The following is a 23558-nucleotide window of genomic DNA, read 5'->3' on the forward strand; positions in this document are numbered from 1 at the left end:
AATTGCCCGGCGGGGAAAACTGCTATCTGGTCAACGGTGGCTGCGCGGGCTAGGTCTTGGGCAACGCATTTTTCAGGAGAATGATATGAGCAGTCTTGTGCCCGTCCGATTCACCCCCTTTGACCTTGATGCGATAGCGCAAACCGAAGGGCGCGTGGCCATTCTCATTCCCGCCGATGGCAAGATGAGCCCCGCCGCGCGTCGAGCCAATCGCCTGACCAAAGGCGCGGTTGCGCGGCTGGTCGAAAGCGAGCGGTTCAGCAAGGTCAAGTCGGGCAATGTTATTTCGCTGGCCTGGCCTGCCGGAATGGTGGCCGAGGCGCTGGACATTCTGGTGTTGCCGCGTCGCCCCGACGCGGACGAGGCGCGCAAGGCCGGGGCCAATCTGGCGAAAGCTGCAGCGGGCAAACCCGTGCTGGTCATGGCCGCCAATCACGCGCGTATCGAAGAGGTAGCCTTGGGCATGGTACTGCGGGCCTACGATTTCGATGTCCACAAATCCAAGGACTCAGACCCGGCGGGTGAGATCACCATCGGTCACTCCAAGCCGGAGGAGGCCGAAGCCGCTTTTGCACCGCTCTATGCCGTCGCAGACGGTGTGCGCATGACACGAGATCTGACAAATGAACCTGCAAACGTGCTGACGACAACTGAGTTCGCGGACCGGTTGGTCGAGATGGAATCGCTGGGCCTGAAGGTCGAGGTTCTGGAAGAGGACAAGCTGGCCGAACTGGGCATGCGCACGTTGCTGAGCGTCGGGCAGGGCTCGGTCAGCCCCTCGAAAGTTGTGGTGATGCAATGGGACGGCGGCGACAAGGATGACGCGCCACTGGCCTTGGTCGGTAAGGGCGTCGTGTTCGATACCGGCGGTATCTCGCTTAAGCCGGCCGGAGGCATGGAAGACATGACCATGGACATGGGCGGCGCGGGTGTTGTTGCCGGAACCATGCGAGCGTTGGCCAAGCGCAACGCCAAAGCCAATGTCGTGGGGCTGGTCGGGTTGGTCGAAAACATGCCCTCGGGCAATGCCTCTCGCCCGGGCGATGTGGTCACTTCGATGAAAGGCGACACTGTCGAGATCATCAACACCGATGCCGAGGGTCGTTTGGTTCTGTGTGACGTCATGTGGTACGCGCAGGATCGGTTCCAGCCGGTGGGCATGATCGATCTGGCCACTCTGACGGGCGCGGTCATCATTGGTCTTGGGCATGAGAATGCCGGTGTGTTTTCAAACAATGACACCTTCTGCGACGCCTTCCTGAAGTCGGCCAAGGCCGAGGACGAGGGCGCATGGCGGCTGCCCTTGGGTGAAGGCTACGACAAACAACTTAAATCGCGCATTGCGGATATGAAGAACGTGGGCGGGCGGCCCGCAGGTTCGATCACCGCAGCGCAGTTCCTGCAGCGTTTCGTCAAGGAAGAGACGCCGTGGATTCACTTGGATATCGCAGGTGTGGCCTCTGTCTCTTCCGAGACCGCTTATGCACCGAAAGGGGCCACGGGCTGGGGCGTCCGCGCGCTAAGCCGGTTCGTGCAGGACAATTTCGAGTAAGCGCATGGGTGCCGTCTATTTCTACCACCTGACCCGTCAGCCGTTGGAGCACACATTGCCTGTGCTGCTCGACAAGGCACGGCAGGCCGGATGGCGGATTGCCGTGCGGGGTGTCGACCCTGCGCGGATGGACTGGCTGGATGAGAAATTGTGGCTGGGACCTGAGGACGGGTTCTTGCCGCATGGCCGCGAAGGTGGCCCGCACGACGCGGCACAGCCCGTTCTGCTGACGACCGGCCAAGGGGCAGCAAATGGCGCGACCTGTGTAATGGCTGTCGATGGGGCAACGGTTGAGGCGGAGGAAGTTTCGACCATGGAGCGTGTCTGCATTCTGTTCGACGGGAATGATCCGGAGGCGGTTCAACATGCGCGCGGGCAGTGGAAGGCTCTGACCGGGGCGGGGTGTTCGGCACAGTATTGGTCCGAGGAATCCGGACGATGGGAGAAAAAGGCCGAGGCTTGATCGGCCACAAATATATTTTAGGAGATTTCAAATGGATATGAAGCCTTTGGGCCGCACCGGGATCATGGTGTCGGATTTATGTCTTGGGACAATGACCTTTGGTACTCAGACCTCGGAAACTGAGGCGCACCGCCAGATGGACATGGCGCTTGCGGGTGGGATCAACTTTGTCGACGCGGCTGAGATGTATCCGGTGAACCCGATCTCGGCAGAGACGGTCGGGCGGACCGAAGAGATTCTTGGCAATTGGAATGCCGCCAATCCTTCGCGGCGCGGGGACTATGTGCTGGCCACGAAACACTCTGGTGAAGGGTTCGTGCATGCGCGCAATGGCGCCCCAATCTCGAAAGAGACCATACCTGAGGCGATAGAGGGTTCACTGCGTCGTCTACAGACTGACTGTATAGATATCTATCAGTTCCACTGGCCAAATCGTGGCAGCTACATGTTCCGACAGAACTGGGACTATGCACCCTCGGGTCACAACCGGGACGAGATTATGGACGAGATGCGCGAAAGCCTGATCGCTCTGCAGGCGCAGGTGGACAAGGGCAATATCCGCGCCTTTGGTCTGTCGAATGAAAGCGCTTGGGGTACCGCTCAGTGGTTGCGGGCATCGGATGAGGTTAGTGGACCTCGGGTCGCGTCGATCCAGAACGAATATTCTTTGCTCTGCCGGTTATTCGATACCGACCTGGCTGAATTGTGTCTTCTGGAAGATGTCGGGTTACTATCATTCTCACCGTTGGCGGCAGGTTTCCTGACTGGGAAATATCAAGGTGGTGCTGTTCCAGAAGGATCACGCATGGCGCTGGTGCCGAATATGGGCGGGCGCAAAACAGATCGCGTTTTTGATGCAGTGGCGGCTTATCTGGATGTCGCCGCGCGGCATGGGCTGGACCCGATCCACATGTCACTGGCGTGGTGTTGCAGCCGTCCGTTCATGGCCTCAACCATCTTTGGCGCGACAAATGTAGCGCAGCTAGAACATATTCTGGCGGGTAAGGATTTGAAGCTGTCGTCCGAAGTGATGGCCGAGATCAGTGCGGCGCATCGGGCGTTTCCGATGCCATATTGAAGGGATGGGGGCTCTGCCCCCGTCGCCTTTGGCGACTCCCCCGAGGTATTTTATGCCAGATGAAGTTGGATCGTGTCAGTGATGGGTTGGTTGCGTACGGTCTTGCCTGAGGTCGCGAGCCGTGAGGCCGTGGGCGGTTCGGAACGCGCGGGCGAAGCTGGATTGCGAGGCGAAGCCGGTGGCCAGCGCCACGTCCATCAGCGGCAGGTCGGTATCGGTAACCAGACGGCGGGCCTCGGCCAGTCTGAGTTGCAGGTAATGATCCTGTGGAGTTGTATTCAGGCGCAGGCGGAACTGCTGCTGCAGGGTGCGCGTACTAGTGCCGAGTCTATCGGCGATGTGCGCAAGGGACAGGGGGTCGTCCAGTGAGGATTCCATCAATGAGTTGGCTTTGGCAGTGAGCGCGGTGTGACGGTGCGGCGCACCGGTGCGGCTTTGTGGTTTTGAGGGCTGAGACGTACCTTCATAGAGGAATAGCCCGGACACGCGGGCGGCAAAGCCCGCGCCATGACGTGCAGCAATAATATGGAGCATCATATCGATCGCCGGGACGGCGCCGCCGGAGGTTAGGCGTGTATCGGAGACGGTAAATCGGTCAGGGCGCACATCGACATTGGGAAAGCGCGCAGCGAAGTTCTCCAAATCCTCCCAATGGGTCGTCGCCGCGTGACCGTCGAGCAATCCAGCCTCAGCCAGTAACCAGGGGCCGCCATCTATCCCGGCGATTGTTGCACCGGTGGCCGCGATCCTGCGGAGCCCGGCGAGCAGGCTGGGCGTCGCATGACGGGCCAATTGGAATCCGGCAACTACGATCAACAGATCGCAGCCCTGCAACCGGGCCAGGGGAATGCCCTGCACACTCAGGGCGCTGGTCAGCATCGCGGGTTCTGCGGTTGCCGTGACGTAGTCCCAATCAAAAGCGGGCCGATCCGCCAGTCGGTTGGCAGCACGCATCGGATCGACGGCGGCCGCGAAGCTGAGTGTGTTGCATTCGTCCAGCACCAGCACCGCCGTTTTCAGGGCGCGATGTTCGGGCTGCAGTATGTTTTTTGCGGATTTCATCAAGTCTGATTCGCATTTTGCTAAGTGGTTCCCTCAAGGCTGCGTCAGAGTTGGCGTTGACGCAAATCGGAATCCGGGGAGAAGCCTGTGGAAAACCCACGGTAAAACCGGGTATAAGCTGGGGATAACGCCATGCCTTTGGAAATGAACCGCGAAGTCTTTGTCACCTGTGCCGTCACCGGCTCGGGCGGGACACAGGATCGCAGCCCACATGTGCCGCGTTCGCCGAAGCAGATTGCCGATAGTGCAATTGCTGCAGCGAAAGCCGGTGCGGCCGTGGTGCACTGCCATGTGCGCGACCCCGAGACCGGTGCGCCTTCACGCGATCTGGCGCTGTACCGTGAAGTCACGGACCGCATTCGCGATGCCGAAGTAGACGCGGTTCTGAACCTGACGGCGGGCATGGGCGGAGACATGGTGTTCGGCGGGATCGAAAATCCGCTGCCTTTGGCAGAGGCCGGAACCGATCTGGTTGGTGCGACTGAACGTGTTGCACATGTAGCGGAGTGCTTGCCTGAAATCTGTACTCTGGATTGTGGCACGATGAACTTTGCCGAGGCCGATTATGTGATGACCAATACGCCCGGCGCCTTACGGGCGATGGGGCAGATGATGACCGATCTGGGCGTGAAGCCCGAGATCGAGGCCTTCGACACCGGCCATCTGTGGTTCGCCAAGCAGCTGGTGAAAGAGGGTGTTCTGGAACCGAACGCTCTGGTCCAGCTATGTATGGGGGTGCCGTGGGGGGCTCCGGATGATCTCAACACCTTTATGGCGATGGTGAACAATGTGCCGGAGGACTGGACGTTCAGCGCGTTTTCGCTGGGGCGCAATGAGATGGCGTATGTCGCGGCCTCGGTTCTGGCGGGCGGTAATGTGCGCGTCGGGCTGGAGGACAACCTGTGGCTGGAAAAGGGTGTTCTGGCCGAAAACTGGCAGTTGGTCGAGCGTGCAGGCAGCATCATCGAAAACATGGGCGCGCGGGTGATCGGGCCGCAGGAAGTACGTGAGAAGCTGGGGCTTACCAAGCGGGCTCCGGTTGCGAAGTAGTCGCGGATTGGGGGCCAGCCCCCAAACCCCCGAGATATTTTTGGCCAGATGAAGAGGCGGATCGTGGGCAAAGAACAGCAAGCAAAAACAGCAGCAATCATCGGAGGCGGAGTGATTGGTGGCGGGTGGGCTGCCCGGTTCCTGCTGAACGGATGGGATGTTCGGGTATACGATCCCGACCCTGAAGCCGAGAGGAAGATCGGTGAGGTGTTAGATAACGCGCGTCGTTCTTTGCCGGGGTTGAGCGATGTACCTCTGCCTCTAGAAGGGACGCTGAGCTTTCATGACGATCTCGGTGAGGCAGTTCAGGGTGCGATCTGGATTCAGGAGAGCGTACCGGAAAGGCTCGATCTGAAGCTGAAGGTTTACAAGAGCTTGCAGGGGGCTTGTGATCCAGATGCAATCATCGGGTCCTCGACCAGCGGGTTCAAGCCCTCGGAGTTGCAGGAAGGCGCTTTGCGACCCGAGCAGATCGTGGTGACACACCCGTTCAACCCGGTCTACCTGTTGCCACTGATCGAACTGGTTCCGACCGACAAGAATTCACCTGACTTGATCGCGCGGGCCAAAGATCTTTTGACCTCGGTGGGGTTCTTCCCGCTGCACATCAAGAAGGAAATCGACGCGCATATTGCTGACCGGTTCCTCGAGGCGGTGTGGCGCGAGGCGCTTTGGCTGGTGAAAGACGGCATCGCAACGACCGAAGAGATCGATGAATCCATCCGCATGGGTTTTGGCATCCGTTGGGCCCAGATGGGACTGTTCGAAACCTATCGCGTGGCCGGTGGAGAGGCCGGGATGCGGCATTTCATGGCTCAGTTCGGCCCGGCGCTGAAATGGCCCTGGACCAAGCTCATGGACGTGCCTGAGTTCACCGATGAGTTGGTCGACATGATTGCGGATCAGTCGGATGCGCAGTCTGGCAAGTACTCGATCCGCGAGTTGGAGCGTATCCGGGACAATAACCTCGTTGGTATGATGCGGGCGCTGAAGGCCCAGAACTATGGTGCAGGGGCGGTATTGAACCAGCATGATGCGGCCTTGAAGCCAGGAGCGCTGCCGACGCTGGACGAGGCGGATCTGAGCCAGCCGATCCTCACGCTGTCGCGCGCCGTTCCGCTGGATTGGACCGACTACAATGGCCACATGAATGAAGCTAAATATCTGGAGGCCTTTGCAGCAGCCACGGATCGTTTCATGGAAATCATTGGCTGCGATATGGAGTATATCGCGACAGGCGGCAGCTATTTCACTGCCGAAAATCACATCCGTTACATGCAGGAGACCCATGCGGGGTCGCGGATCGAATGCCGTACGCAGATGCTGTTAGGGCAGGGCAAGAAGCTGCATGTCTTCCACAGCATGTACGAGGGTGAAACGCTGTTGGCCACAGGCGAAAGCTTTCTTCTGCATGTCAGCCTTGAGACCCGACGCCCCAGCCGACCTTCACCCGAGATCGAGGCCGCGATGGCACGGGTTGCCGAGGCGCAGGCCGGGTTGCCTTATCCCGAAGGCGCGGGCGCGGCGATCCGCAAGCCCGCATGAGCAGCCGGGTCTTGATTACCGCAGGCGCCTCTGGCGTCGGCAGGGCCATGGCTGAAGCGTTTGATGCTGCCGGGGCTCAGGTCTGGGTTGCGGATGTTGATGCGGATGCGTTGGCGGATTGCCCGGCGCATTGGAAGCAAAGCCAGCTTGATGTGTCGGATGAGGATGCTGTCGCGGCTGCGTTTACTGACCTTGAGACCGAATGGGACGGGCTTGATGTGCTCTGTGCGAATGCGGGGATAGCGGGTCCCACCGCAGCAGTTGAGGACGTTTCCCTGACGGATTGGAGGTCATGCCTTTCCATCAATCTAGAGGGGTCATTTTTGTGCTCTAAATACGCTGCACCTCTGATGAAACAGCAGCGCAGCGGGGCGATCTTGATCACTTCATCGACTGCAGGCCAGTACGGATACCCCAACCGCGCGCCGTACGCGGCGGCCAAGTGGGGCATGGTGGGATTGGGCAAGACGCTGGCGATGGAGCTTGGGCCGCACGGTATCCGCTGCAATGTGATCTGCCCGGGTTCGGTTGAAGGACCACGCATGGAGGGCGTGTTACAGCGCGAGGCCGATGCCAAGGGCATGACCCGGGATCAGGTTTACGACGGCTATGCCTCGGGCACGTCCATGGGCCGCTTTGTAGAGGCGCAGGACATAGCGAACATGGCTGTATTCCTGGCTTCAGATGCAGCGAGGCTGGTGTCGGGTCAGGTAATCGCGGTGGATGGCCATACGGTCAATCCTGACCCGAAACTGTGAATCAGCCCTGATTTGGCCCCCGAATCTGGCGGATGGCGCTGCGGACGGCTTGCCAGTCCTGCGCCTCCTGCTGATTTCCGGCGGCTTCACATTCGCGCATTTTCTGCGCAGCTTCGGCTTCGGCCCGATCGCCATGGGCCGTATAAAGGGCACGTGCGTATTCAGCGGTTTTGAGTGCGTCCATTCCCGTCATCCTCCATCTCAGATCGGAATGTCTGTAGTTTCGCGCCAAGTGACTATACTACAGCTTTCAGCCCAGGTCATGTCTGAGAGATTTCTGAGCGCAATTGCTGCAGATGGTCCGGGAAATCACGCGCGGTCATATCCGCCTCTCGAACCAGCCGGTCGAAATGGAGCGTAAAGACCTCAATCCGGTCGCGGTCTCGGAAAGCCATGTAGTGGCTTCCGGCATAGAACACGCAAAGAAGTGGGCCGAATATCGTGACGGGGGCAGAGTAAAGACGTTTTGCATCAAATAGATAGATGCGCAGACGTGGATAAAGCTGCTCGCACACCGACAGCAGGTGATCGATCTGATCCAACCGGACCTGAAGCGGTAGTCCCTCGTAGTAACCGGTGGCATAGGCAAAGCTGTGAAGCTCGTACAACGGCATGGCAATCTCATAATCGGACTGGGCGCTGCGCATCCATGCCAGCCGGTCTGCCGAGGCGCCAATGGCTTGATCTGCAGTACGGCCGAGATGCGGAGCGTATTCCCATTCAAGCACGGCGCGGGTCTTGAGCATGTCGGGCAGGGTAGCCGGAACGTAGCGTATCTTGTAGCCGGCGGCCTCTTGATGCCATTCAAAAATGCGCTCATCAACCAATGCCCGGGCGGCCTCGGTTAGGGTGAGGGAACTGGCCAATAGTTCTGCCGCGCTTTCGGGTCGGTTGGAAAGCCCAAGAAGCCAGTCGGCGGAAACCCCGAGCGCCGAGGCGCAGCTACCGACCACATGCGAATTGGGCAGGCGCGCGCCCGCACCGGTCAGCAACTGCGAAACGGTCGATCGGTCAACACCGATGTCGCGTGCCAGGGCGCTTTGGCTGACATCTCGATCCTGCATTGCTCGGGTCAGGCGCTGGCGAAAATGCAGGGCACGATCCCGTTTGTCGATTTTATCAATCATGTGGTGATTAATATCACCTTTGGTGAGAATTGTTAATCATATTCAGAATTCACGACCCTTGGCTCTGTCTGTAACGCTGGTGTTACAAAAATAAGAATGGGGTCTGGAATGGAAACGCGACGCAGGTCGGTCGTGAAGGCGCTGGTGTGGAATGCGATGGGGCTGGCGATGATGACGCTGGTTGGTTTGATCGCCACGGGTTCAGCAGCACTTGGAGGGATGGTTGCTTTGGTCAATACAGCCATTGGCTTGACCATGTATGTAATTTACGAGCGTATCTGGGCCGGAATCACGTGGGGCCGCAATGGCTGAGCCGGTCACACCCAAATCACCTGAATGGGCGACATTTGCCCTGATCATCGCGTGCTATTTAGCCTGGATTGGTGCGATTTTCTGGTTGGCAGGCATATCGCTTTGGCTTGCGATCCCGTTCATGGGGCTGGTGGCTGCGCTGCATTCCTCGCTGACCCATGAGGCTTTGCACGGGCATCCCTTTCACCAGAAGTGGCTGAATGAGACGCTGATGGCGCTGCCGCTGACTTTGTTCATTCCCTACAATCGGTTTCGGGACCTGCATCTGGCGCATCACTGTGACGCGAACCTAACCGATCCCTATGATGACCCTGAGACCAACTATCTCGACCCGCAGGTCTGGGCGTCTCTGGCTCGATGGCAAAGACGGATGTATCAAGTGAACAATACTCTGCTGGGGCGGATGGTTCTGGGGCCTGCGATCGGGCAGGTTGCGTTCTTGCGGGATGAACTGCGTGGTGCACTTCGCGGAGATCGGGCGATTTTGTTGGCATGGGCGCTGCATATGCCCGGCGTTGTCGCGGTTCTTTGGATCGTCGCGCTTTCGCAAATGCCGATCTGGGCCTTCGCCCTTTCAGCATATATCGGGTTGGGTTTGGTCAAGATCCGCACATTCCTGGAACACCGCGCGCATGAGAGATCGCGCGCGCGCACAGTGATCGTAGAAGACCGTGGAATCCTTGCATTTCTGTTTTTGAACAATAACTTGCACGTCGTTCATCATATGAACCCATCAGCACCTTGGTATCGATTGCCGGCACTCTACCGCACGGGCAAGGAAAGATACTTGGCCTGTAACGAGGCTTATGTCTACCGTTCGTACGGGCAGATATTCCGAGAGTATTTCTGGCGCGCCAAGGATCCGGTGGCGCATCCGCTCTGGCCAAAGCCTTGATTTAACGACAGAAGGGAAGCCATGAGTTTATGGATTCCCGTCACCATCGCGGCCGCATCGTTCCAGACGGTGCGGTTCATGCTGCAGAAATCCCTGAGCAGCGTGAAGCTTTCGGCTGCCGGGGCGACATTTGCACGTTTCGCCTATTCCATGCCATTGGCCTTGCTGGGGCTTTTCATTGCTTTGGGCGCGACGGGGTACGAACTGCCAGCGCTGTCGGCGAAGTTCTGGATATTTGCTGTCATCGGCGGGACCACACAGATATTGGCCACGATCTGCGTTGTGGCATTGTTCAAGCAGCGCAACTTTGCGGTAGGGATTACGTTCAAGAAAACTGAGGTGATTCAAACCGCTATTGTGGGGTTCCTTGTCCTCGGCGATCAGGTCTCTACCGGGGCGCTGGGGGCAATTCTGCTTGGGTTGCTGGCCGTCCTGTTATTGTCAAAAACGCCCGGAGGCAGCGGCGCTTGGTGGCAACATCTGACAAACAAAGCCTCGCGTCTTGGACTGGGGTCAGGCGTGTTATTCGCATTCTCCTCGGTCAGCTATCGCGGCGCCTCTTTGCAATTGGGCGACATCGATGCGTGGTTCCGGGCACTTGTGACACTGGCCGTCGTGGTAACGCTTCAGTTTCTCAGCATGTGGCTGTGGCTGCTTTGGCGAGACAGGGCCGAGCTGCGCGCGGTGTGGGAGACTCGCCGGACCGGTGTTTTTGTCGGCCTGACCAGCCTCTGTGGTTCGTTTTGCTGGTTCTTCGCCTTCACGTTGCAGAACGCAGCCTATGTAAAGGCCTTGGGTCAGATCGAACTGATCCTCAGCCTGTTCGCATCGCTGCTGTTTTTCCGTGAAACCATCACCCGGCGCGAGATCGCCGGAATGACGTTGCTTGGCTTGTCGATACTGGCGCTTGTGCTGACAATCTAGCCTGCGCGACGCTCATCAAAGCTGAGAGCGATAAAGCTGGGCAGGTGATCCCCCATGCCTACAACTGCTGGCCCGCCATCGTCGCGACGCCCACGACCACGGGTTTTGGGCTCGCGCTCTTTGCGGCTCTCGCTCTTTTTGTTGTCCGACGCTTTGGCCTTCTTCTCTGGCTTTGGCGCCTCGGGCTTGGGCTCATCGGCCTTGACCGGATTGTCGATGCGCGGAATGTCCTTTTGGATCAGGCTCTCGATCGCGGCCAGCGCCTTTTCATCGCGGCCCGAGCAGATCGTGATTGCCTTGCCTTCGCGCCCGGCGCGACCGGTACGACCGATGCGGTGGACATAATCCTCGGCATGGCCGGGAACATCGAAGTTGAACACGTGGCTGACCGAGGGGATATCCAGACCCCGCGCAGCAACGTCCGAAGCCACCAGCAGCCGCAGTGATCCATCGCGGAATCCGTCCAGTGTTTTCATCCGCTGCGACTGATCCAGATCGCCATGGATCGCGGCGGCGTTATAGCCGTATTTCTTCAGCGACTTGGCGCAGATATCTACATCGGTCTTGCGATTGCAGAAGATGATGGCGTTGGTGCATTTGTCACCCTCGGCATCGATCAATGCGCGCAGGGTTTTGCGTTTCTGGCTGGCCTCACGATCCCGGCGACCACCTTTGAACATCACCACGCCTTGTTCGATGGTTTCCGAAGCGGTGGCCTGACGCGCAACTTCGACCCGGGTGGGGGCCGACAGGAAAGTATCGGTGATCCGTTCGATCTCGGGCGCCATGGTGGCCGAGAAGAACAGCGTCTGGCGGGTGAATGGCGTCAGCGAGAAGATGCGCTCGATATCAGGAATGAAGCCCATGTCGAGCATCCGGTCAGCTTCGTCCACCACCATGATCTGAACGCCTGTCAGAAGCAGCTTCCCGCGTTCGAAATGATCCAGCAGACGGCCCGGAGTGGCAATCAGCACGTCAACACCGCGGTCAATCAGAGCATCCTGTTCCTTGAAGGAAACGCCACCGATCAACAGTGCTTTGGTCAGCTTGAGGTGCTTGGCGTAGGTATCGAAATTCTCGGCCACCTGCGCTGCCAGTTCCCGCGTCGGGCACAAGACCAGCGAGCGTGGCATGCGTGCGCGGGCGCGCCCACGGGCCAGCAATGTGATCATCGGCAGGGTGAAGCTGGCGGTTTTGCCGGTGCCGGTTTGGGCGATCCCCAGAACATCGCGCCCTTCCAGCGCGGCTGGAATTGCGCCTTCCTGGATCGGGGTCGGAGTTTCGTATCCGGCTTCCTCAATTGCTTTGAGGACCTTCGGGTTCAGGTTCAGTTCGTTAAACTTTGTCATGTATGTCCGGTTCAAGCGGACACTAGACCTGGCCCGCGCGTCTGAAAATGCCGGGCCCGGATGGCCATGCGCCCCATGCGCGTTTCGGCTGTGGCGCGGGCATAACAAAAACGTGGGGCAGGGTCAAATGAAGTCGGTTTAATCCGTGGCAAATCTGCCGGTAACAAGGATTTCCGCAACAATTCAGATGGTTCCGGGAAAGTGTTTCGCGACTTTTTGGTCCAGATCAAGCGGCCGGTGACGGATCAATTCGTTATCCTCAAGCCGTTCCAGCACTTCCGGGTCAGCAGCGCTGATTTCATCGTAAAATTCCCGCAGGCCATCGAGCCCGTATTCGGTTTCCAGAAGGGTGATCAATTCGTACCTGTCTAGCGCACCGATCTTTCGCGGCCGATCCGGGCTGGCCTGGTACGAGCCGCGTTCGAGGCGGAAACGATAATGCGCCAGCCAATGCTCCCAATCCGGGGCGTGGCGATGACACAGATCGATCTGAGGAAGCTCGGTTCTGACTGGCAGAAACTCACCGTGCTGATAGAGGTTGTGGATACGGTCGCTCAGTTTTTTCAAACCGCCGCGTACGAACAGTTTGCCCTGAATGTGGCTCATGAAACCGGCCAGAACGTAAGTGCCGAAATTGGGATAGAGCGCTTCGACCAGCGCTTGTCGATTCTGACCTTCGGGAATGAACGCTTTGTAGAGGTCCTGGCCACCCGCCAGCGCCTCAATCGGGCGGACGCGGACGGCGGGGATGTCATCGGGAATGTCGCGCAGCAGGTCTGGGATCGGGGACATCGGCCACAGGAACTCATCGACATCGATATGTGCGACCCAGTCCAGATCAGTCCTGTTGTAGATCAAATTCGCGTTCGAGGATTGTCGAACCTGATGTTTGTCCGGCCTCTCACGCCTGCGACGCTTCCAGAACGCCGCATCGCAGGTACGCACCCGGATCCGGGGATGCTCGCGCAGGGCTGAGATGTCCCCCTGGACCGGCTCGTCTAGAAAGATGTGAATCCGGTCCGCGCCGATATCGAGGTGGTGGGCGGCAAAGCGCAAAATATCCTCACGCGGGGCGCGGATCGTGGACACAATCCCCCATGTGGTCACTTCTGGATTGCCCGCAGAGTCCGTCAGGTCATCATTTCCTTCGTCGCGGTCAGGCTCAGCTCGGGATAATCGCGGACGACCCGGTCGATGTCCCACTGCAGCCGCGTTAGATAGACGATATCTCCATCGTGATCATGGGCAATATGCTGCTTGTTGGCGTTGACGAATTTGTCGATCTCAACCTTGTTGCCACTGACCCAACGGGCCGAGGTGAACTGAGACGCCTCAAACCGCACAGGCAGGCCGTATTCCATCTCAATCCGGCTGGCGAGCACCTCGAATTGCAGCGCACCGACGACGCCGACGATGAAGCCCGACCCAATCGAAGGTTTGAATACCTTCGCGGCACCTTCCTCGGCGAACTGCATCAGGGCCTTTTCCAGATGCTTGGCCTTCAATGGGTCACCCGCGCGCACCGTTTGCAGCAATTCCGGTGCGAAGGAGGGGATGCCGGTTACCCGGATCGCCTCACCTTCGGTCAGCGTGTCGCCGATGCGCAACTGACCGTGGTTGGGAATGCCGATGATATCACCGGCCCAGGCCTCCTCGGCCAGTTCACGATCAGAGGCGAGGAACAGCACGGGGTTCGATATTGCCATCGGTTTCTTCGATCGCACATGCGTTAGCTTCATGCCGCGTTTGAAATGGCCCGAGGCCATGCGGACAAACGCCACCCGGTCGCGGTGTTTGGGATCCATATTGGCCTGCACCTTGAACACGAAACCGGCGACCTTCTTTTCATCGGGCGCGATCTGACGGGGCTCAGCCGACTGAACCTGCGGCTGCGGACCATAGGCGCCGATACCCTCCATCAGTTCCTTGACGCCAAACGAGTTGATGGCCGAACCAAACCAGATCGGCGTCATGTGCCCCTCGAGCACCGCCTGAGGGTCGAGCTTGGGCAGCAATTCGCGCGCCATCTCAACCTCTTCCAGCAGCTTGTCGAGCAATTCAACGGGCACATGCTCGGCCAGCTTAGGGTCATCCAGACCATTGATTTGGATGCTTTCGGCCACCTTGTTGCGGTCGGCGCGGTCCATCAGCTCAAGCCGGTCGCGCAGCATGTCGTAGCAGCCGATGAAATCGCGACCCACACCGATAGGCCACGCGGCTGGCGTGACGTCGATCGCCAGCATTTCCTGAATTTCGTCGATGATCTCGAACGTATCCCGGCTTTCGCGGTCCATCTTGTTACAGAAGGTCAGGATCGGCAGATCGCGCAGGCGGCAGACCTCGAACAGTTTCTGCGTCTGGCTTTCCACACCTTTCGCACCGTCAATGACCATGACGGCGGCGTCTACGGCTGTCAGGGTGCGATAGGTGTCTTCGGAGAAATCCGAGTGGCCGGGTGTGTCCACAAGATTGAACCGGAAGTTCCCATAGTCGAACGACATGGCCGAGGCTGAGACCGAGATACCGCGATCTTTCTCCATCTGCATAAAGTCCGACCGCGTCCGCCGTGCCTCACCCTTGGCGCGTACCTGTCCAGCCATCTGGATCGCGCCGCCGTACAGCAGAAACTTTTCCGTCAGCGTCGTCTTGCCCGCATCCGGGTGCGAGATGATAGCGAATGTCCGGCGACGAGCGATCTCGGGCGGCAGGGTGGGTTGGTTCGAAGTATCAAGCATAAGCGCGCGTATAGGCGGGGAATCCAACTGAGGCAAGACAAAGGGGGTGGTTCGAATCATGTGGCTGTGGCAATAAGAACATATAGTGAACAAAATATGGAGTGGACCAATGAATTTGAAAGAAATCGCAGACGAACTGGTTGCTGGATGCCGCGAGAACCGGGCCAAGGAGAACCTCGAGAAGCTTTATGCCTCGGATGCTGTTTCTGTTGAGGGACAGGATTTTGCGGGCATGGGGCGCGAGACGCACGGATTGGAAGCTATTCGTGGCAAGCACGAATGGTGGGAAGGCGCTCATGAAGTATCGGGCGCGTCCGTCAGTGGCCCGTACCCGCATGGTGACGACCGCTTTGCCGTGATCTTTGAAGTGCAGGGCAAGGTGAAAGAAACCGGTGAAAGCTTTGATATGCGTGAGGTCGGTGTTTATCACGTCGCCGATGGCAAGATCGTGCGTGAAGAGTTCTTTTATTAATCCGCAAGATCCCATTCTGGCCTTCTTTGCCGGGCCGATGTTAGATGTGTGCCGAAGATAGGGAGGGTCAGAATGGACTTGGGAATTCGCGGAAAACGCGCGCTGGTTTGTGCCAGCAGCAAAGGCTTGGGATTGGGCTGTGCCGAGGCGTTGGCCGAAGCCGGCGTCGATCTTGTGATGAACGCGCGCGGAGCCGAAACGTTGGAGGCCGAAGCCACGCGTTTGCGATCATCATATGGCATTGCCGTGCAGACATTGGCTTGTGATGTTACCACACCAGAGGGTCAGGCCGAGGTGATAAGTGCCGCGCAGGGTGCTGATATCCTTGTCACAAACGCGGGTGGCCCTCCGCCCGGCATGTGGTCAGACTGGGAGCGTGATGATTTCATCAAAGCGCTGGATGCCAATATGCTGACACCCATAGCTTTCATGAAGGCTCTGCTGCCGGGCATGATGGATAAGGGCTGGGGTCGCGTGGTGAATATCACCTCGCAGTCGGTACGCGCGCCGATTGCGGTGCTGGGCCTGTCAAATGCGGCGCGAACTGGATTAACCGGCTATGTTGCGGGCACATCGCGCCAGGTGGCGCCACATGGCGTGACGATTAATAATCTGCTGCCAGGTATCCACGCCACCGACCGCGCGAACGCGCTGGATGGCGGGGTGTCAGAGCAGAAAGGTATTTCGATGGCCGAGGCACGGGCTGAACGCGCTGCAACCATCCCAGCGAGACGCTATGGCACGAGGGAAGAGTTTGGGGCGACCTGCGCGTTTCTATGCTCGCAACACGCCGGGTTCATAGTCGGGCAGAACATTTTGCTGGACGGTGGTGGCACCAATCTGACGATGTAGGTATGGCACAGAACTTTTCTCTGAAAGATCAGTTGTTCAACGCGGAAAAGGTAAGCTTTCTTGCGGGCTTGTTCGCCAAGGCTGATTCCGATTTCAAGGAAGAAGCATTCGCGGCGAAAGTGATGTCGCGTTTGCCCGAGCTTGAACTGAAAGAGCGTATGGCGTGGATTGCAGAGTGTCTGCAAGAATCGGTGCCCGGCGATTTGCCGGCAGTGGCACCGGTCATTCTGCGGGCGCTGCCGCCTCCGCTGGACCCCGCCAAAAGTGATGATGACTTCGGAGACTTTATCTTTGCGCCCTTGGGTGATTGGGTTTGTGCAATCGGCCTGGATCATCCCGCTTTGGCGCTGGATGTATTCGAAGAGCTGACCCAGCGATTTTCGATGGAATGGGCGATCCGCCCGTTCCTCAATCACCACTCCGAACTGGTCATGGCGCGGATGCAGGGCTGGTGCACCCATCCCAGCTATCACGTGCGTCGTCTGGTCAGCGAGGGCACGCGGCCTCGTTTACCGTGGGGGCAGGCCGTTGGCTTGGCAATGTCAGACCCATTGCCGTTATTGGACCGGTTGCACGGGGATCGGACGCGCTATGTGACGCGCTCGGTCGCCAATCATCTGAATGATATCACCAGGAAAGACCCCGATCTGGTGCTGGAACGTCTGCGGGATTGGGGCAAGGCAGGGCGGCAGGACAAGGATGAACTGAACTGGATGACATCTCATGCATTACGAGGCCTTGTGAAATCTGGGCATCCCAAGGCGATGAAGGTGCTTGGATACGATCCCGATGCAGATATTGCGGTTGAGATTCAGGTAAACGGTCCGGCCCGGATTGGTGAAGCGCTGGAGTTTGAAACCCGCCTGAGCGGCGCAGAAGATCAGCCAGTCTTGGTCGACTATATCGTTCATTTCCAACGACCTGGCGGAAAGATCTCACCCAAGGTTCACAAGTTGAAACAGGCCGCGCTTACTGGTGGTCAGTTGACACTTAGAAAGCGGCACAAGCTGAAGGGCAATGCAACAACGTTCAAGTTGGTTCCTGGGCCGCATCGGTTGGAGATTCAAGTGAACGGCCGCGTGCACGCAGGCGTGGATTTCGACCTGCTCGCCTGAGCCCTGTCACGGTTTCGTCAGATCGGGCGCTGGTGGATTGCGTGGTGTGGATTGCTGCACTAGCTGCAAAAGACCAGTGACAAAAGGATTGCCCCGATGAAGCACGAGGCTGTGCAGAACTACTACGGTGAGGTGTTGCAAGGCAGCGCGGATTTGCAAACAAATGCCTGCTGTACTCCGGATGATATGCCGGATCATTTCAAGAAAATTCTGTCGCAAATTCATGATGAAGTGCTGACACGTTACTATGGATGCGGGCTGATTGCTCCGTTGGATCTGGAGGGAATGCGTATCCTGGATCTGGGCTGTGGTGCGGGGCGCGATGTGTATGCTCTATCCGCGATGGTCGGCGAAAAGGGCCGTGTTGTCGGCGTTGACATGACGCCTGAGCAGCTCGACGTGGCACGAGCGCATCAGGACCATCACGCGCAGGCATTCGGACATTCGGCCAGCAATGTCGAGTTTCACCACGGCTATATCGAAAAGCTGGATGAGCTGGACCTCGAACCGGGATCGTTCGATATCATCGTCTCAAACTGCGTGATCAATCTGGCGACCGACAAGGCTGCTGTGCTGCGCGGTGCTCATCGGCTGCTGAAAGAGGGTGGCGAGATGTATTTCTCGGACGTCTATGCCGACCGCCGGGTGCCCAAGGCGATGGCCGAGGATGAGATCCTGTATGGCGAATGCCTGTCGGGTGCGCTCTATTGGAACGATTTTCTGTCGATGTCGCGTGTTGCCGGATTTGGCGATCCCCGCCGGGTGACGCATCGTCCTTTGACGATCGAAAACCCAATTCTTGAAGAACGGGTCGCACCGCTGAGCTTTATCTCGGCCACCTACCGTCTTTTCAAGCTGCCGGAGTTGGAGCCTGCGTGCGAGGATTACGGCCAGGCTGTGATCTACAAGGGCACAGTGCCGCATGCGCCGCATGAATTTGTACTGGATGATCACCACGCCATGGAGGCCGGCAAAGTGTTCCCGGTCTGTGGCAACACGTGGATGATGCTGCAAGATACCCGTTTTGCACGGCATTTTGAGTTCATCGGCGATTTCTCGACCCATTACGGGATTTTCGAAGGCTGCGGCGGGGATAGCCCGTTTGTTATACAGGGCGAAGCTGCCTCGACCGGGTGCTGCTGATCCCTTGCGCCTGATGGGCGGGGTTGTTATCCCCGCCTAAGCCCGATGGATTTGTTCGGGAAAGGCAATGGGGTCCATCGGTGACAGTGACGACAACTCCTCCTCGATTGGAAATCCGCAATCTGATTGCGCGCTTTGGCGGGCGGACGGTCGTGGATGATGTATCGTTGACCGTACACGCGGGGCAGGTGACATGCCTGCTGGGGCCTTCGGGCTGCGGAAAGTCGACCACATTGCGGATGATCGCGGGGGTCGAAATGCAGACCTCGGGCGAGATTTATGTAGATGGCAAGCTGATCTGTGACACGGTATTCCGCGTACCGCCCGAACGGCGCGAGATTGGGCTGATGTTTCAGGATTTTGCGCTGTTTCCACATCTCAGCGTAGCGGATAACGTCGCGTTCGGCCTGAAAGGCAGCAAAGAGCAGAAACGCGCGCGGGTCGAGGAACTGCTGACCAAGGTCGATCTGATGCGGTTCATCGATGGATTTCCGCATCAGTTATCTGGGGGTGAGCAGCAGCGGGTTGCTCTGGCGCGTGCGTTGGCCCCACGCCCGCGGATCATGCTGATGGATGAGCCGTTCTCGGGCCTCGATAACCGTCTGCGCGACGGCATTCGGGACGAAACGCTCGCAGTCCTCAAAGAAGAGGACGCTGCTGTTCTATTGGTCACGCATGAGCCGGACGAGGCGATGCGAATGGCTGATGAAATCGCGCTGATGCGGCGCGGCAAGATTGTGCAGCAGGGGGCGCCATACAATGTCTATACCCGGCCTGCAGACAAGGCAGCAGTTTCGTTTTTTAGTGATATCAATGTGTTGAAGGCTCAAGTTAATGGTGCGTTGGCGCATACTCCGTTTGGCCGTTTTCTTGCGCCCGGTGTGCCGGACGCGACCGATGTTGAAATCGTGTTTCGACCCCAGCACGTCAAGCTGGACTTCGACCGCAATGGCAAAGGGCCTGCGCCGACGCCGACAGACGGCATTGCCGCCCGAGGCGTGGTTGAGCGTGCTCGGTTTTTGGGAAATGAAAGCCTTGTCGAGTTTCGCATGGACTATGATGGCTCGATCCTGAAGGCGACGGTCCCGAACGTCTTTGTGCCCAAAGAGGGCCGTGTCATGTGGCTGACCATTCGCCGCGACCGGTGTTTTGTATTCCCGGCCTGACGCTCAAATCCTGCATTTTCATCCAAGTGGTGCGTGAAAGCCTCAGATTGCGCATGTGCATTGCTTGTCGCAGCGCTGAGGCGGGTCTATCAAGGGCAAAACGAGGGGTGGACCGGGCATGCGAATTCTTCTGACCAATGATGACGGCATCAATGCGCCGGGACTGATTGTGCTTGAAGCGATCGCGGCTGAACTGGCCGGTCCCGATGGCGAGGTCTGGGTCGTCGCGCCTGCATTTGAACAGTCGGGCGTGGGCCATTGCATCAGCTATACCCACCCGATGATGGTCGCCAAACTGGGCGAGCGTCGCTATGCCGCCGAAGGGTCTCCGGCGGATTGCGTGTTGGCCGGTTTGCACGACGTTATGAAGGACGCGCCGCCCGATCTGGTGTTGTCAGGGGTGAACCGGGGCAACAACTCGGCTGAAAACACGCTGTATTCGGGTACAATCGGCGGCGCGATGGAGGCGGCGTTGCAAGGTGTGCCCGCGATTGCCTTGTCTCAGTATTTCGGGCCGCGCAATCTGGGGCTGGACGATCCGTTTGAGGCGGCTGCCAAATTTGGGGCCGATCTGGTGCGCCGCATTCTTGATGCGACACCCGAGCAGCAGGGCGACTATCGTCTGTTCTATAATGTGAATTTCCCTCCGGTTCCCGCAGATGAGGTGCTGGGTACGCGCGTGGCCCCGCAGGGGTACCGGCGCGATACACATTTCTCTGTCGAGCCGCACAGCTCGCCCTCGGGTCGCCGGTTCCTTTGGATTAAGGGCGGGTATCAACATAACCCGACTGCTCCGGGCACGGATGCGGCGGTCAATCTGGAAGGGTATATCTCGGTCACTCCGATGCGCGCTGATCTGACAGCATATGACACGCTCGAGGCGCTAAAGGTCATCGAATGACTGGGCCAAGCGCAGAAACCATAATGCAGTTCCTGTTTGCCCTGCGCTCGCGCGGGGTAACGGATGCACGTGTGCTGGCGGCGATGGAGCAGGTTGACCGGGGGCAGTTTGTCAAAGGCCTGTTCGCGGACCGGGCCTATGAGGACACTCCACTGCCTATTGCCTGTGGACAGACCATCAGCCAGCCTTCGGTTGTGGGGCTGATGACGCAGGCGCTGCAGGTGCGTCCGCGTGATACGGTTCTAGAGGTCGGCACCGGCTCGGGCTATCAGGCGGCGATCCTGTCCAAGCTGGCGCGCCGGGTCTACACGGTTGAGCGGCACAAGAGGCTGGTGCGCGAAACGGGAGAACTGTTCCGTGAGCTGGGGTTGACGAATGTGACCGCGATGCTGTCGGATGGATCATTTGGACTGTCCGAGCAGGCCCCGTTCGACCGTATCATTGTGACCGCGGCCGCCGAAGATCCTCCGGGGCCGCTCTTGGCGCAGTTGAAAATCGGCGGTATCATGGTGTTACCCGTGGGCCAGTCGGACGCGGTGCAGACCCTAATCCGGGTCACGCGCACTGAAACCGGTCTGGACTATGACGAATTGTTGCCGGTCCGTTTTGTGCCCTTGCTTGAGGGGCTGGGAAAAGACGGAGCGTAAAGGTATATTAGAGGCGCCAGAACCCCGGAGAACAGGGGCAGGTGTTGAGGACAGTAAAATGAGAGCAGTTTCCAAATCAGCAATGCGCCGCTATGCGACAGGTGTTGCCGCGCTGGCAATTCTGGCCGGGTGTGAAGGGCCATATGACTATGACCTGCGCGGCAATGTCGGCGGGTTCTCCACTGCAGATGCCGCCCTCGCAGCGACCGCCAACCGCCCGACGCCGGATGCGCGTGGCGTGATCACTTATCCGAACTATCAGGTCGCGGTAGCCCGCCGTGGGGACACAGTTGGCGATGTCGCCACCCGGATCGGCATGCCGGTGGCCGAATTGGCCCGGTTTAACGGATTGCAGCCAAATGACAGCCTGCGAGACGGTGAAGTTTTGGCCTTGCCGCGCTCGGTCGGTGGGACGAGCAATGTTGATATTGCGACCATTGCCGGAACCGCGATTGACGAGGCACCGGACACAGGATCTGTACAGACATCGACATTGGAGCCCGCGCAACCTGCTGCGGCTCCGGCACCGGTTGCTACGGGGCCTGAGCCGATCCGGCACAAGGTCAAGCGGGGTGAGACAGCCTATACAATTTCGCGGCTCTATCAGGTGCCTGTGGAGTCTCTGGCAGAATGGAACGGTTTGGGACCAGACTTTATGGTGCGCGAAGACCAGTACCTGTTGATCCCGGTCAAGAATCAACCGGCACCTCGGGCAGCAGCGCCGGCCGCCACGGCAACTGCGGTAACCCAACCGGGGGAAGGCTCACCAACTCCTACGCCGCCGAGCGCGACGCAGCCATTGCCGGATGAGAAAGTTGCCGCGGCAACGCCTGCGCCGGATATCACAGCCGAGGCCCCGACCAATTCGGGAAGCTCGGCGTTGGCAAGCCCGGTGAGCGGCACCATCATTCGGACCTACAAGAAGGGTAAGAATGAGGGGATAGATATCGCCGCAGCGCCAGGCGCGTCGGTCAGTGCGGCCGAGGCAGGCACGGTCGCCGCGATCACCGCGGATGCGGATCAGGTTCCGATCATCGTTGTGAAACACAACAATGACTTGCTGACTGTTTATGCCAATGTCGACAATATCACCATCAAGAAAGGTGATCGGGTGCGACGGGGACAAAAGATCGCCTCGCTGCGCGGAGGCGACAATGCATATGTGCACTTCGAAGTGCGCAAAGGGTTCGAGTCGGTTGATCCCGAGCCTTACCTGAAGTGACCGAAATGGCCCGTTCCGGGCCATGCCTCCGGCGGAGGTATTTGGGGCCAGTTGAAGGACGGATCACGCATTGGGATCGTAGTCGCTGAGCCTTTTACCCGGTTCGTCGGTAAAGAGTTCCGGTAGAGGCGTGACGTTTTCTATCAGGTCGATGCGGAAGACGCGGAAGTCGTCGCGCAGCTCGCACCAGGCGGTCAGTGTCCAGACACGGCCCCAGTATTCCATATGCAGCGGTCGGATGGTGCGTTCGGTCAGCGCGCCGTCAATGCGACGGTAGCTGAGCTGCAATTTCTGGCGCGATTTGATCGCGGCGCGGATCGGGGCCATATGTGCCATTCCGCGTACGACATCAGCGAAGGGATAGACCGCGAATTTCCAGCTGTCGGCCTCGGCAATGACCTGCGTGGGCAAGACGGCGTCGATTTTCTCGGCCAGAGAGTCCGCGGCGGATTTAAGATCGGGATCGGCGGCCTCGGCAACGATCGCCATGCCGAGGTTCAGAGCCTCAAGCTCGGCGGGTGTCAGGTTTAGCGGGGGCAGCGTGATCTGTTCACGCACCATGTAACCTACGCCGCGTTCGCCTTCTACAGGAACGCCCGAGGCCACCAACGTGTCCATATCGCGATAGATCGTACGGACCGACACCTCAAGTCGGTCCGCGATGTCCTGCGCGCGGTGCAAGTTACCATCGCGCAGGATCTGTATGATGTCGAACAGGCGGTCAGTGCGGCGCATGACACGCCGTCTGAGCCGCCCTTAGGCGGTCATGTTCCATAGCACGGTCTCGTGACGCATCTGGGCGCTGTCGGGGTTGATTGCCGCCATCAGAGCGGGTGCAAAATCCTGTTGCATGAATGCAGCAGCGGCATCCTTTGCGGATTTCATATCGGTCCAGACGACATAGTCGGTCCAGCGGCCATCTTCGCCATGGCTTAGCTGGCGGTGGGTAAAGCCGGGAGCCGCACGGACGAAGGCTTCGGAGGCTTGGCTTAGCCTGACGAACTGTTCGGGCTTTGTGCCGTCGGCAAGGGTAAAGGTGACGATTTCTGCGACATGGGTCATGTGGTTCTCCGTAGACCAGGTTTCGATATCGTCCTTCTAGGTGATATCAACTGACATAAACCTGTCAGTTGAGAAATGCGAGTCCGCAAAAAACGCATGATCCGTTCAATTTTGCGCGCGGATTTGAT

General features: G+C 58.7%; 25 protein-coding genes. 17 read left to right on the top strand and 8 right to left on the bottom strand.

Going from position 1 to position 23558, the window contains the following annotated elements:
- The first annotated feature begins 85 nt into the window (after positions 1-85).
- From I5192_RS05780 to I5192_RS05790, 3 genes are read left to right on the top strand one after another with little or no spacing between them, the layout of a single operon-like run.
- Positions 86-1552 carry a leucyl aminopeptidase gene (locus I5192_RS05780; RefSeq protein WP_223117950.1) on the top strand — a complete coding sequence of 489 codons (1467 nt, stop codon included), beginning with the start codon at positions 86-88 and terminating at the stop codon, positions 1550-1552.
- Positions 1553-1556: 4 nt separating this feature from the next.
- Entirely contained in the window at positions 1557-2015 is a 459-nt protein-coding gene (locus tag I5192_RS05785; RefSeq protein ID WP_170567077.1) for a DNA polymerase III subunit chi, read from the top strand.
- A 31-nt stretch (positions 2016-2046) separates the two neighbouring features.
- A complete protein-coding gene (locus I5192_RS05790; protein WP_223117951.1) occupies positions 2047-3093 on the top strand; it encodes an aldo/keto reductase in 1047 nt (348 codons plus the stop codon).
- 75 nt (positions 3094-3168) lie between these two features.
- Here the strand turns inward: I5192_RS05790 and I5192_RS05795 are convergent, their stop codons facing one another.
- Complete coding sequence (locus I5192_RS05795) at positions 3169-4155, bottom strand: GlxA family transcriptional regulator (protein ID WP_223117952.1); 987 nt, start codon at positions 4153-4155, stop codon at positions 3169-3171.
- 132 nt (positions 4156-4287) lie between these two features.
- On the opposite strand from I5192_RS05795, the gene I5192_RS05800 reads away from it, so the two are divergent.
- The 3 genes from I5192_RS05800 (at position 4288) to I5192_RS05810 (ending at position 7508) form a co-directional block, all read left to right on the top strand.
- Positions 4288-5205 (top strand): 3-keto-5-aminohexanoate cleavage protein, encoded by a 918-nt coding sequence (locus I5192_RS05800; protein WP_223117953.1) that lies wholly within the window; start codon positions 4288-4290, stop codon positions 5203-5205.
- Positions 5206-5268: 63 nt separating this feature from the next.
- Positions 5269-6750, top strand: coding sequence for a carnitine 3-dehydrogenase (locus I5192_RS05805; RefSeq protein ID WP_255612083.1), 1482 nt, complete (start codon positions 5269-5271; stop codon positions 6748-6750).
- Positions 6747-7508, top strand: a complete 762-nt coding sequence (locus I5192_RS05810) for an SDR family oxidoreductase (RefSeq protein WP_170396769.1) — start codon at positions 6747-6749, stop codon at positions 7506-7508. Before I5192_RS05805 ends, I5192_RS05810 begins: the two co-directional genes overlap by 4 nt.
- Before the next feature lies 1 nt (position 7509).
- Here I5192_RS05810 and I5192_RS05815 read toward each other — a convergent pair whose 3' ends face one another.
- Positions 7510-7692: a hypothetical protein gene (locus I5192_RS05815; RefSeq protein ID WP_170396771.1), complete on the bottom strand. Its 183-nt coding sequence runs from the start codon at positions 7690-7692 to the stop codon at positions 7510-7512.
- Positions 7693-7768: 76 nt separating this feature from the next.
- Positions 7769-8635 (bottom strand): helix-turn-helix domain-containing protein, encoded by an 867-nt coding sequence (locus tag I5192_RS05820; protein ID WP_223117954.1) that lies wholly within the window; start codon positions 8633-8635, stop codon positions 7769-7771.
- Between the two features lie 108 nt (positions 8636-8743).
- On the opposite strand from I5192_RS05820, the gene I5192_RS05825 reads away from it, so the two are divergent.
- From I5192_RS05825 to I5192_RS05835, 3 genes are read left to right on the top strand one after another with little or no spacing between them, the layout of a single operon-like run.
- On the top strand, positions 8744-8947 hold the full coding sequence (locus I5192_RS05825) for a DUF2061 domain-containing protein (RefSeq protein ID WP_170396775.1): 204 nt from the start codon (positions 8744-8746) through the stop codon (positions 8945-8947).
- Positions 8940-9842: a fatty acid desaturase gene (locus tag I5192_RS05830; protein ID WP_223117955.1), complete on the top strand. Its 903-nt coding sequence runs from the start codon at positions 8940-8942 to the stop codon at positions 9840-9842. The genes I5192_RS05825 and I5192_RS05830 overlap by 8 nt, the downstream gene beginning before the upstream one ends.
- 21 nt (positions 9843-9863) lie before the next feature.
- Positions 9864-10766, top strand: a complete 903-nt coding sequence (locus I5192_RS05835) for a DMT family transporter (RefSeq protein ID WP_223117956.1) — start codon at positions 9864-9866, stop codon at positions 10764-10766.
- On the opposite strand, the gene I5192_RS05840 is transcribed toward I5192_RS05835, so the two are convergent.
- The 3 genes from I5192_RS05840 to I5192_RS05850 all read right to left on the bottom strand — a co-directional run bounded on the left by I5192_RS05840 (position 10763) and on the right by I5192_RS05850 (position 14850).
- Positions 10763-12115, bottom strand: coding sequence for a DEAD/DEAH box helicase (locus I5192_RS05840; protein WP_170396782.1), 1353 nt, complete (start codon positions 12113-12115; stop codon positions 10763-10765). The genes I5192_RS05835 and I5192_RS05840 overlap by 4 nt on opposite strands.
- Before the next feature lie 183 nt (positions 12116-12298).
- Complete coding sequence (locus tag I5192_RS05845; RefSeq protein ID WP_170662732.1) at positions 12299-13204, bottom strand: glycosyltransferase family 2 protein; 906 nt, start codon at positions 13202-13204, stop codon at positions 12299-12301.
- 41 nt (positions 13205-13245) lie between these two features.
- The gene (locus I5192_RS05850) at positions 13246-14850 is read right to left on the bottom strand and encodes a peptide chain release factor 3 (RefSeq protein ID WP_170509564.1); all 1605 of its coding nucleotides are present in this window, start codon (positions 14848-14850) and stop codon (positions 13246-13248) included.
- Positions 14851-14959: 109 nt separating this feature from the next.
- On the opposite strand from I5192_RS05850, the gene I5192_RS05855 reads away from it, so the two are divergent.
- The 8 genes from I5192_RS05855 to I5192_RS05890 all read left to right on the top strand — a co-directional run bounded on the left by I5192_RS05855 (position 14960) and on the right by I5192_RS05890 (position 22368).
- Positions 14960-15322: a SnoaL-like domain-containing protein gene (locus I5192_RS05855; RefSeq protein ID WP_170396787.1), complete on the top strand. Its 363-nt coding sequence runs from the start codon at positions 14960-14962 to the stop codon at positions 15320-15322.
- A 72-nt stretch (positions 15323-15394) separates the two neighbouring features.
- Positions 15395-16174, top strand: a complete 780-nt coding sequence (locus I5192_RS05860) for an SDR family oxidoreductase (protein ID WP_170421993.1) — start codon at positions 15395-15397, stop codon at positions 16172-16174.
- 2 nt (positions 16175-16176) lie between these two features.
- Entirely contained in the window at positions 16177-17289 is a 1113-nt protein-coding gene (locus tag I5192_RS05865; RefSeq protein WP_223117957.1) for a hypothetical protein, read from the top strand.
- Positions 17290-17385: 96 nt separating this feature from the next.
- Positions 17386-18432: a methyltransferase domain-containing protein gene (locus I5192_RS05870; RefSeq protein ID WP_223117958.1), complete on the top strand. Its 1047-nt coding sequence runs from the start codon at positions 17386-17388 to the stop codon at positions 18430-18432.
- A gap of 80 nt (positions 18433-18512) precedes the next feature.
- On the top strand, positions 18513-19598 hold the full coding sequence (locus I5192_RS05875) for an ABC transporter ATP-binding protein (RefSeq protein WP_170396795.1): 1086 nt from the start codon (positions 18513-18515) through the stop codon (positions 19596-19598).
- Positions 19599-19716: 118 nt separating this feature from the next.
- On the top strand, positions 19717-20499 hold the full coding sequence (surE, locus tag I5192_RS05880) for a 5'/3'-nucleotidase SurE (RefSeq protein WP_170406170.1): 783 nt from the start codon (positions 19717-19719) through the stop codon (positions 20497-20499).
- On the top strand, positions 20496-21146 hold the full coding sequence (locus I5192_RS05885) for a protein-L-isoaspartate(D-aspartate) O-methyltransferase (RefSeq protein ID WP_170509978.1): 651 nt from the start codon (positions 20496-20498) through the stop codon (positions 21144-21146). Before surE ends, I5192_RS05885 begins: the two co-directional genes overlap by 4 nt.
- Positions 21147-21204: 58 nt before the next feature.
- Positions 21205-22368: a peptidoglycan DD-metalloendopeptidase family protein gene (locus I5192_RS05890; protein WP_170406164.1), complete on the top strand. Its 1164-nt coding sequence runs from the start codon at positions 21205-21207 to the stop codon at positions 22366-22368.
- 63 nt (positions 22369-22431) lie between these two features.
- Here the strand turns inward: I5192_RS05890 and I5192_RS05895 are convergent, their stop codons facing one another.
- Together I5192_RS05895 and I5192_RS05900 are read right to left on the bottom strand one after the other, a co-directional pair.
- A complete protein-coding gene (locus tag I5192_RS05895) occupies positions 22432-23103 on the bottom strand; it encodes a YafY family protein (protein ID WP_223117959.1) in 672 nt (223 codons plus the stop codon).
- A 21-nt stretch (positions 23104-23124) separates the two neighbouring features.
- Positions 23125-23430 carry a hypothetical protein gene (locus I5192_RS05900; protein WP_170406158.1) on the bottom strand — a complete coding sequence of 102 codons (306 nt, stop codon included), beginning with the start codon at positions 23428-23430 and terminating at the stop codon, positions 23125-23127.
- Between the last annotated feature and the right edge of the window lie 128 nt (positions 23431-23558).

This window comes from Ruegeria sp. SCSIO 43209 (assembly GCF_019904295.1).
In the GTDB taxonomy this organism is placed as follows: domain Bacteria; phylum Pseudomonadota; class Alphaproteobacteria; order Rhodobacterales; family Rhodobacteraceae; genus Ruegeria.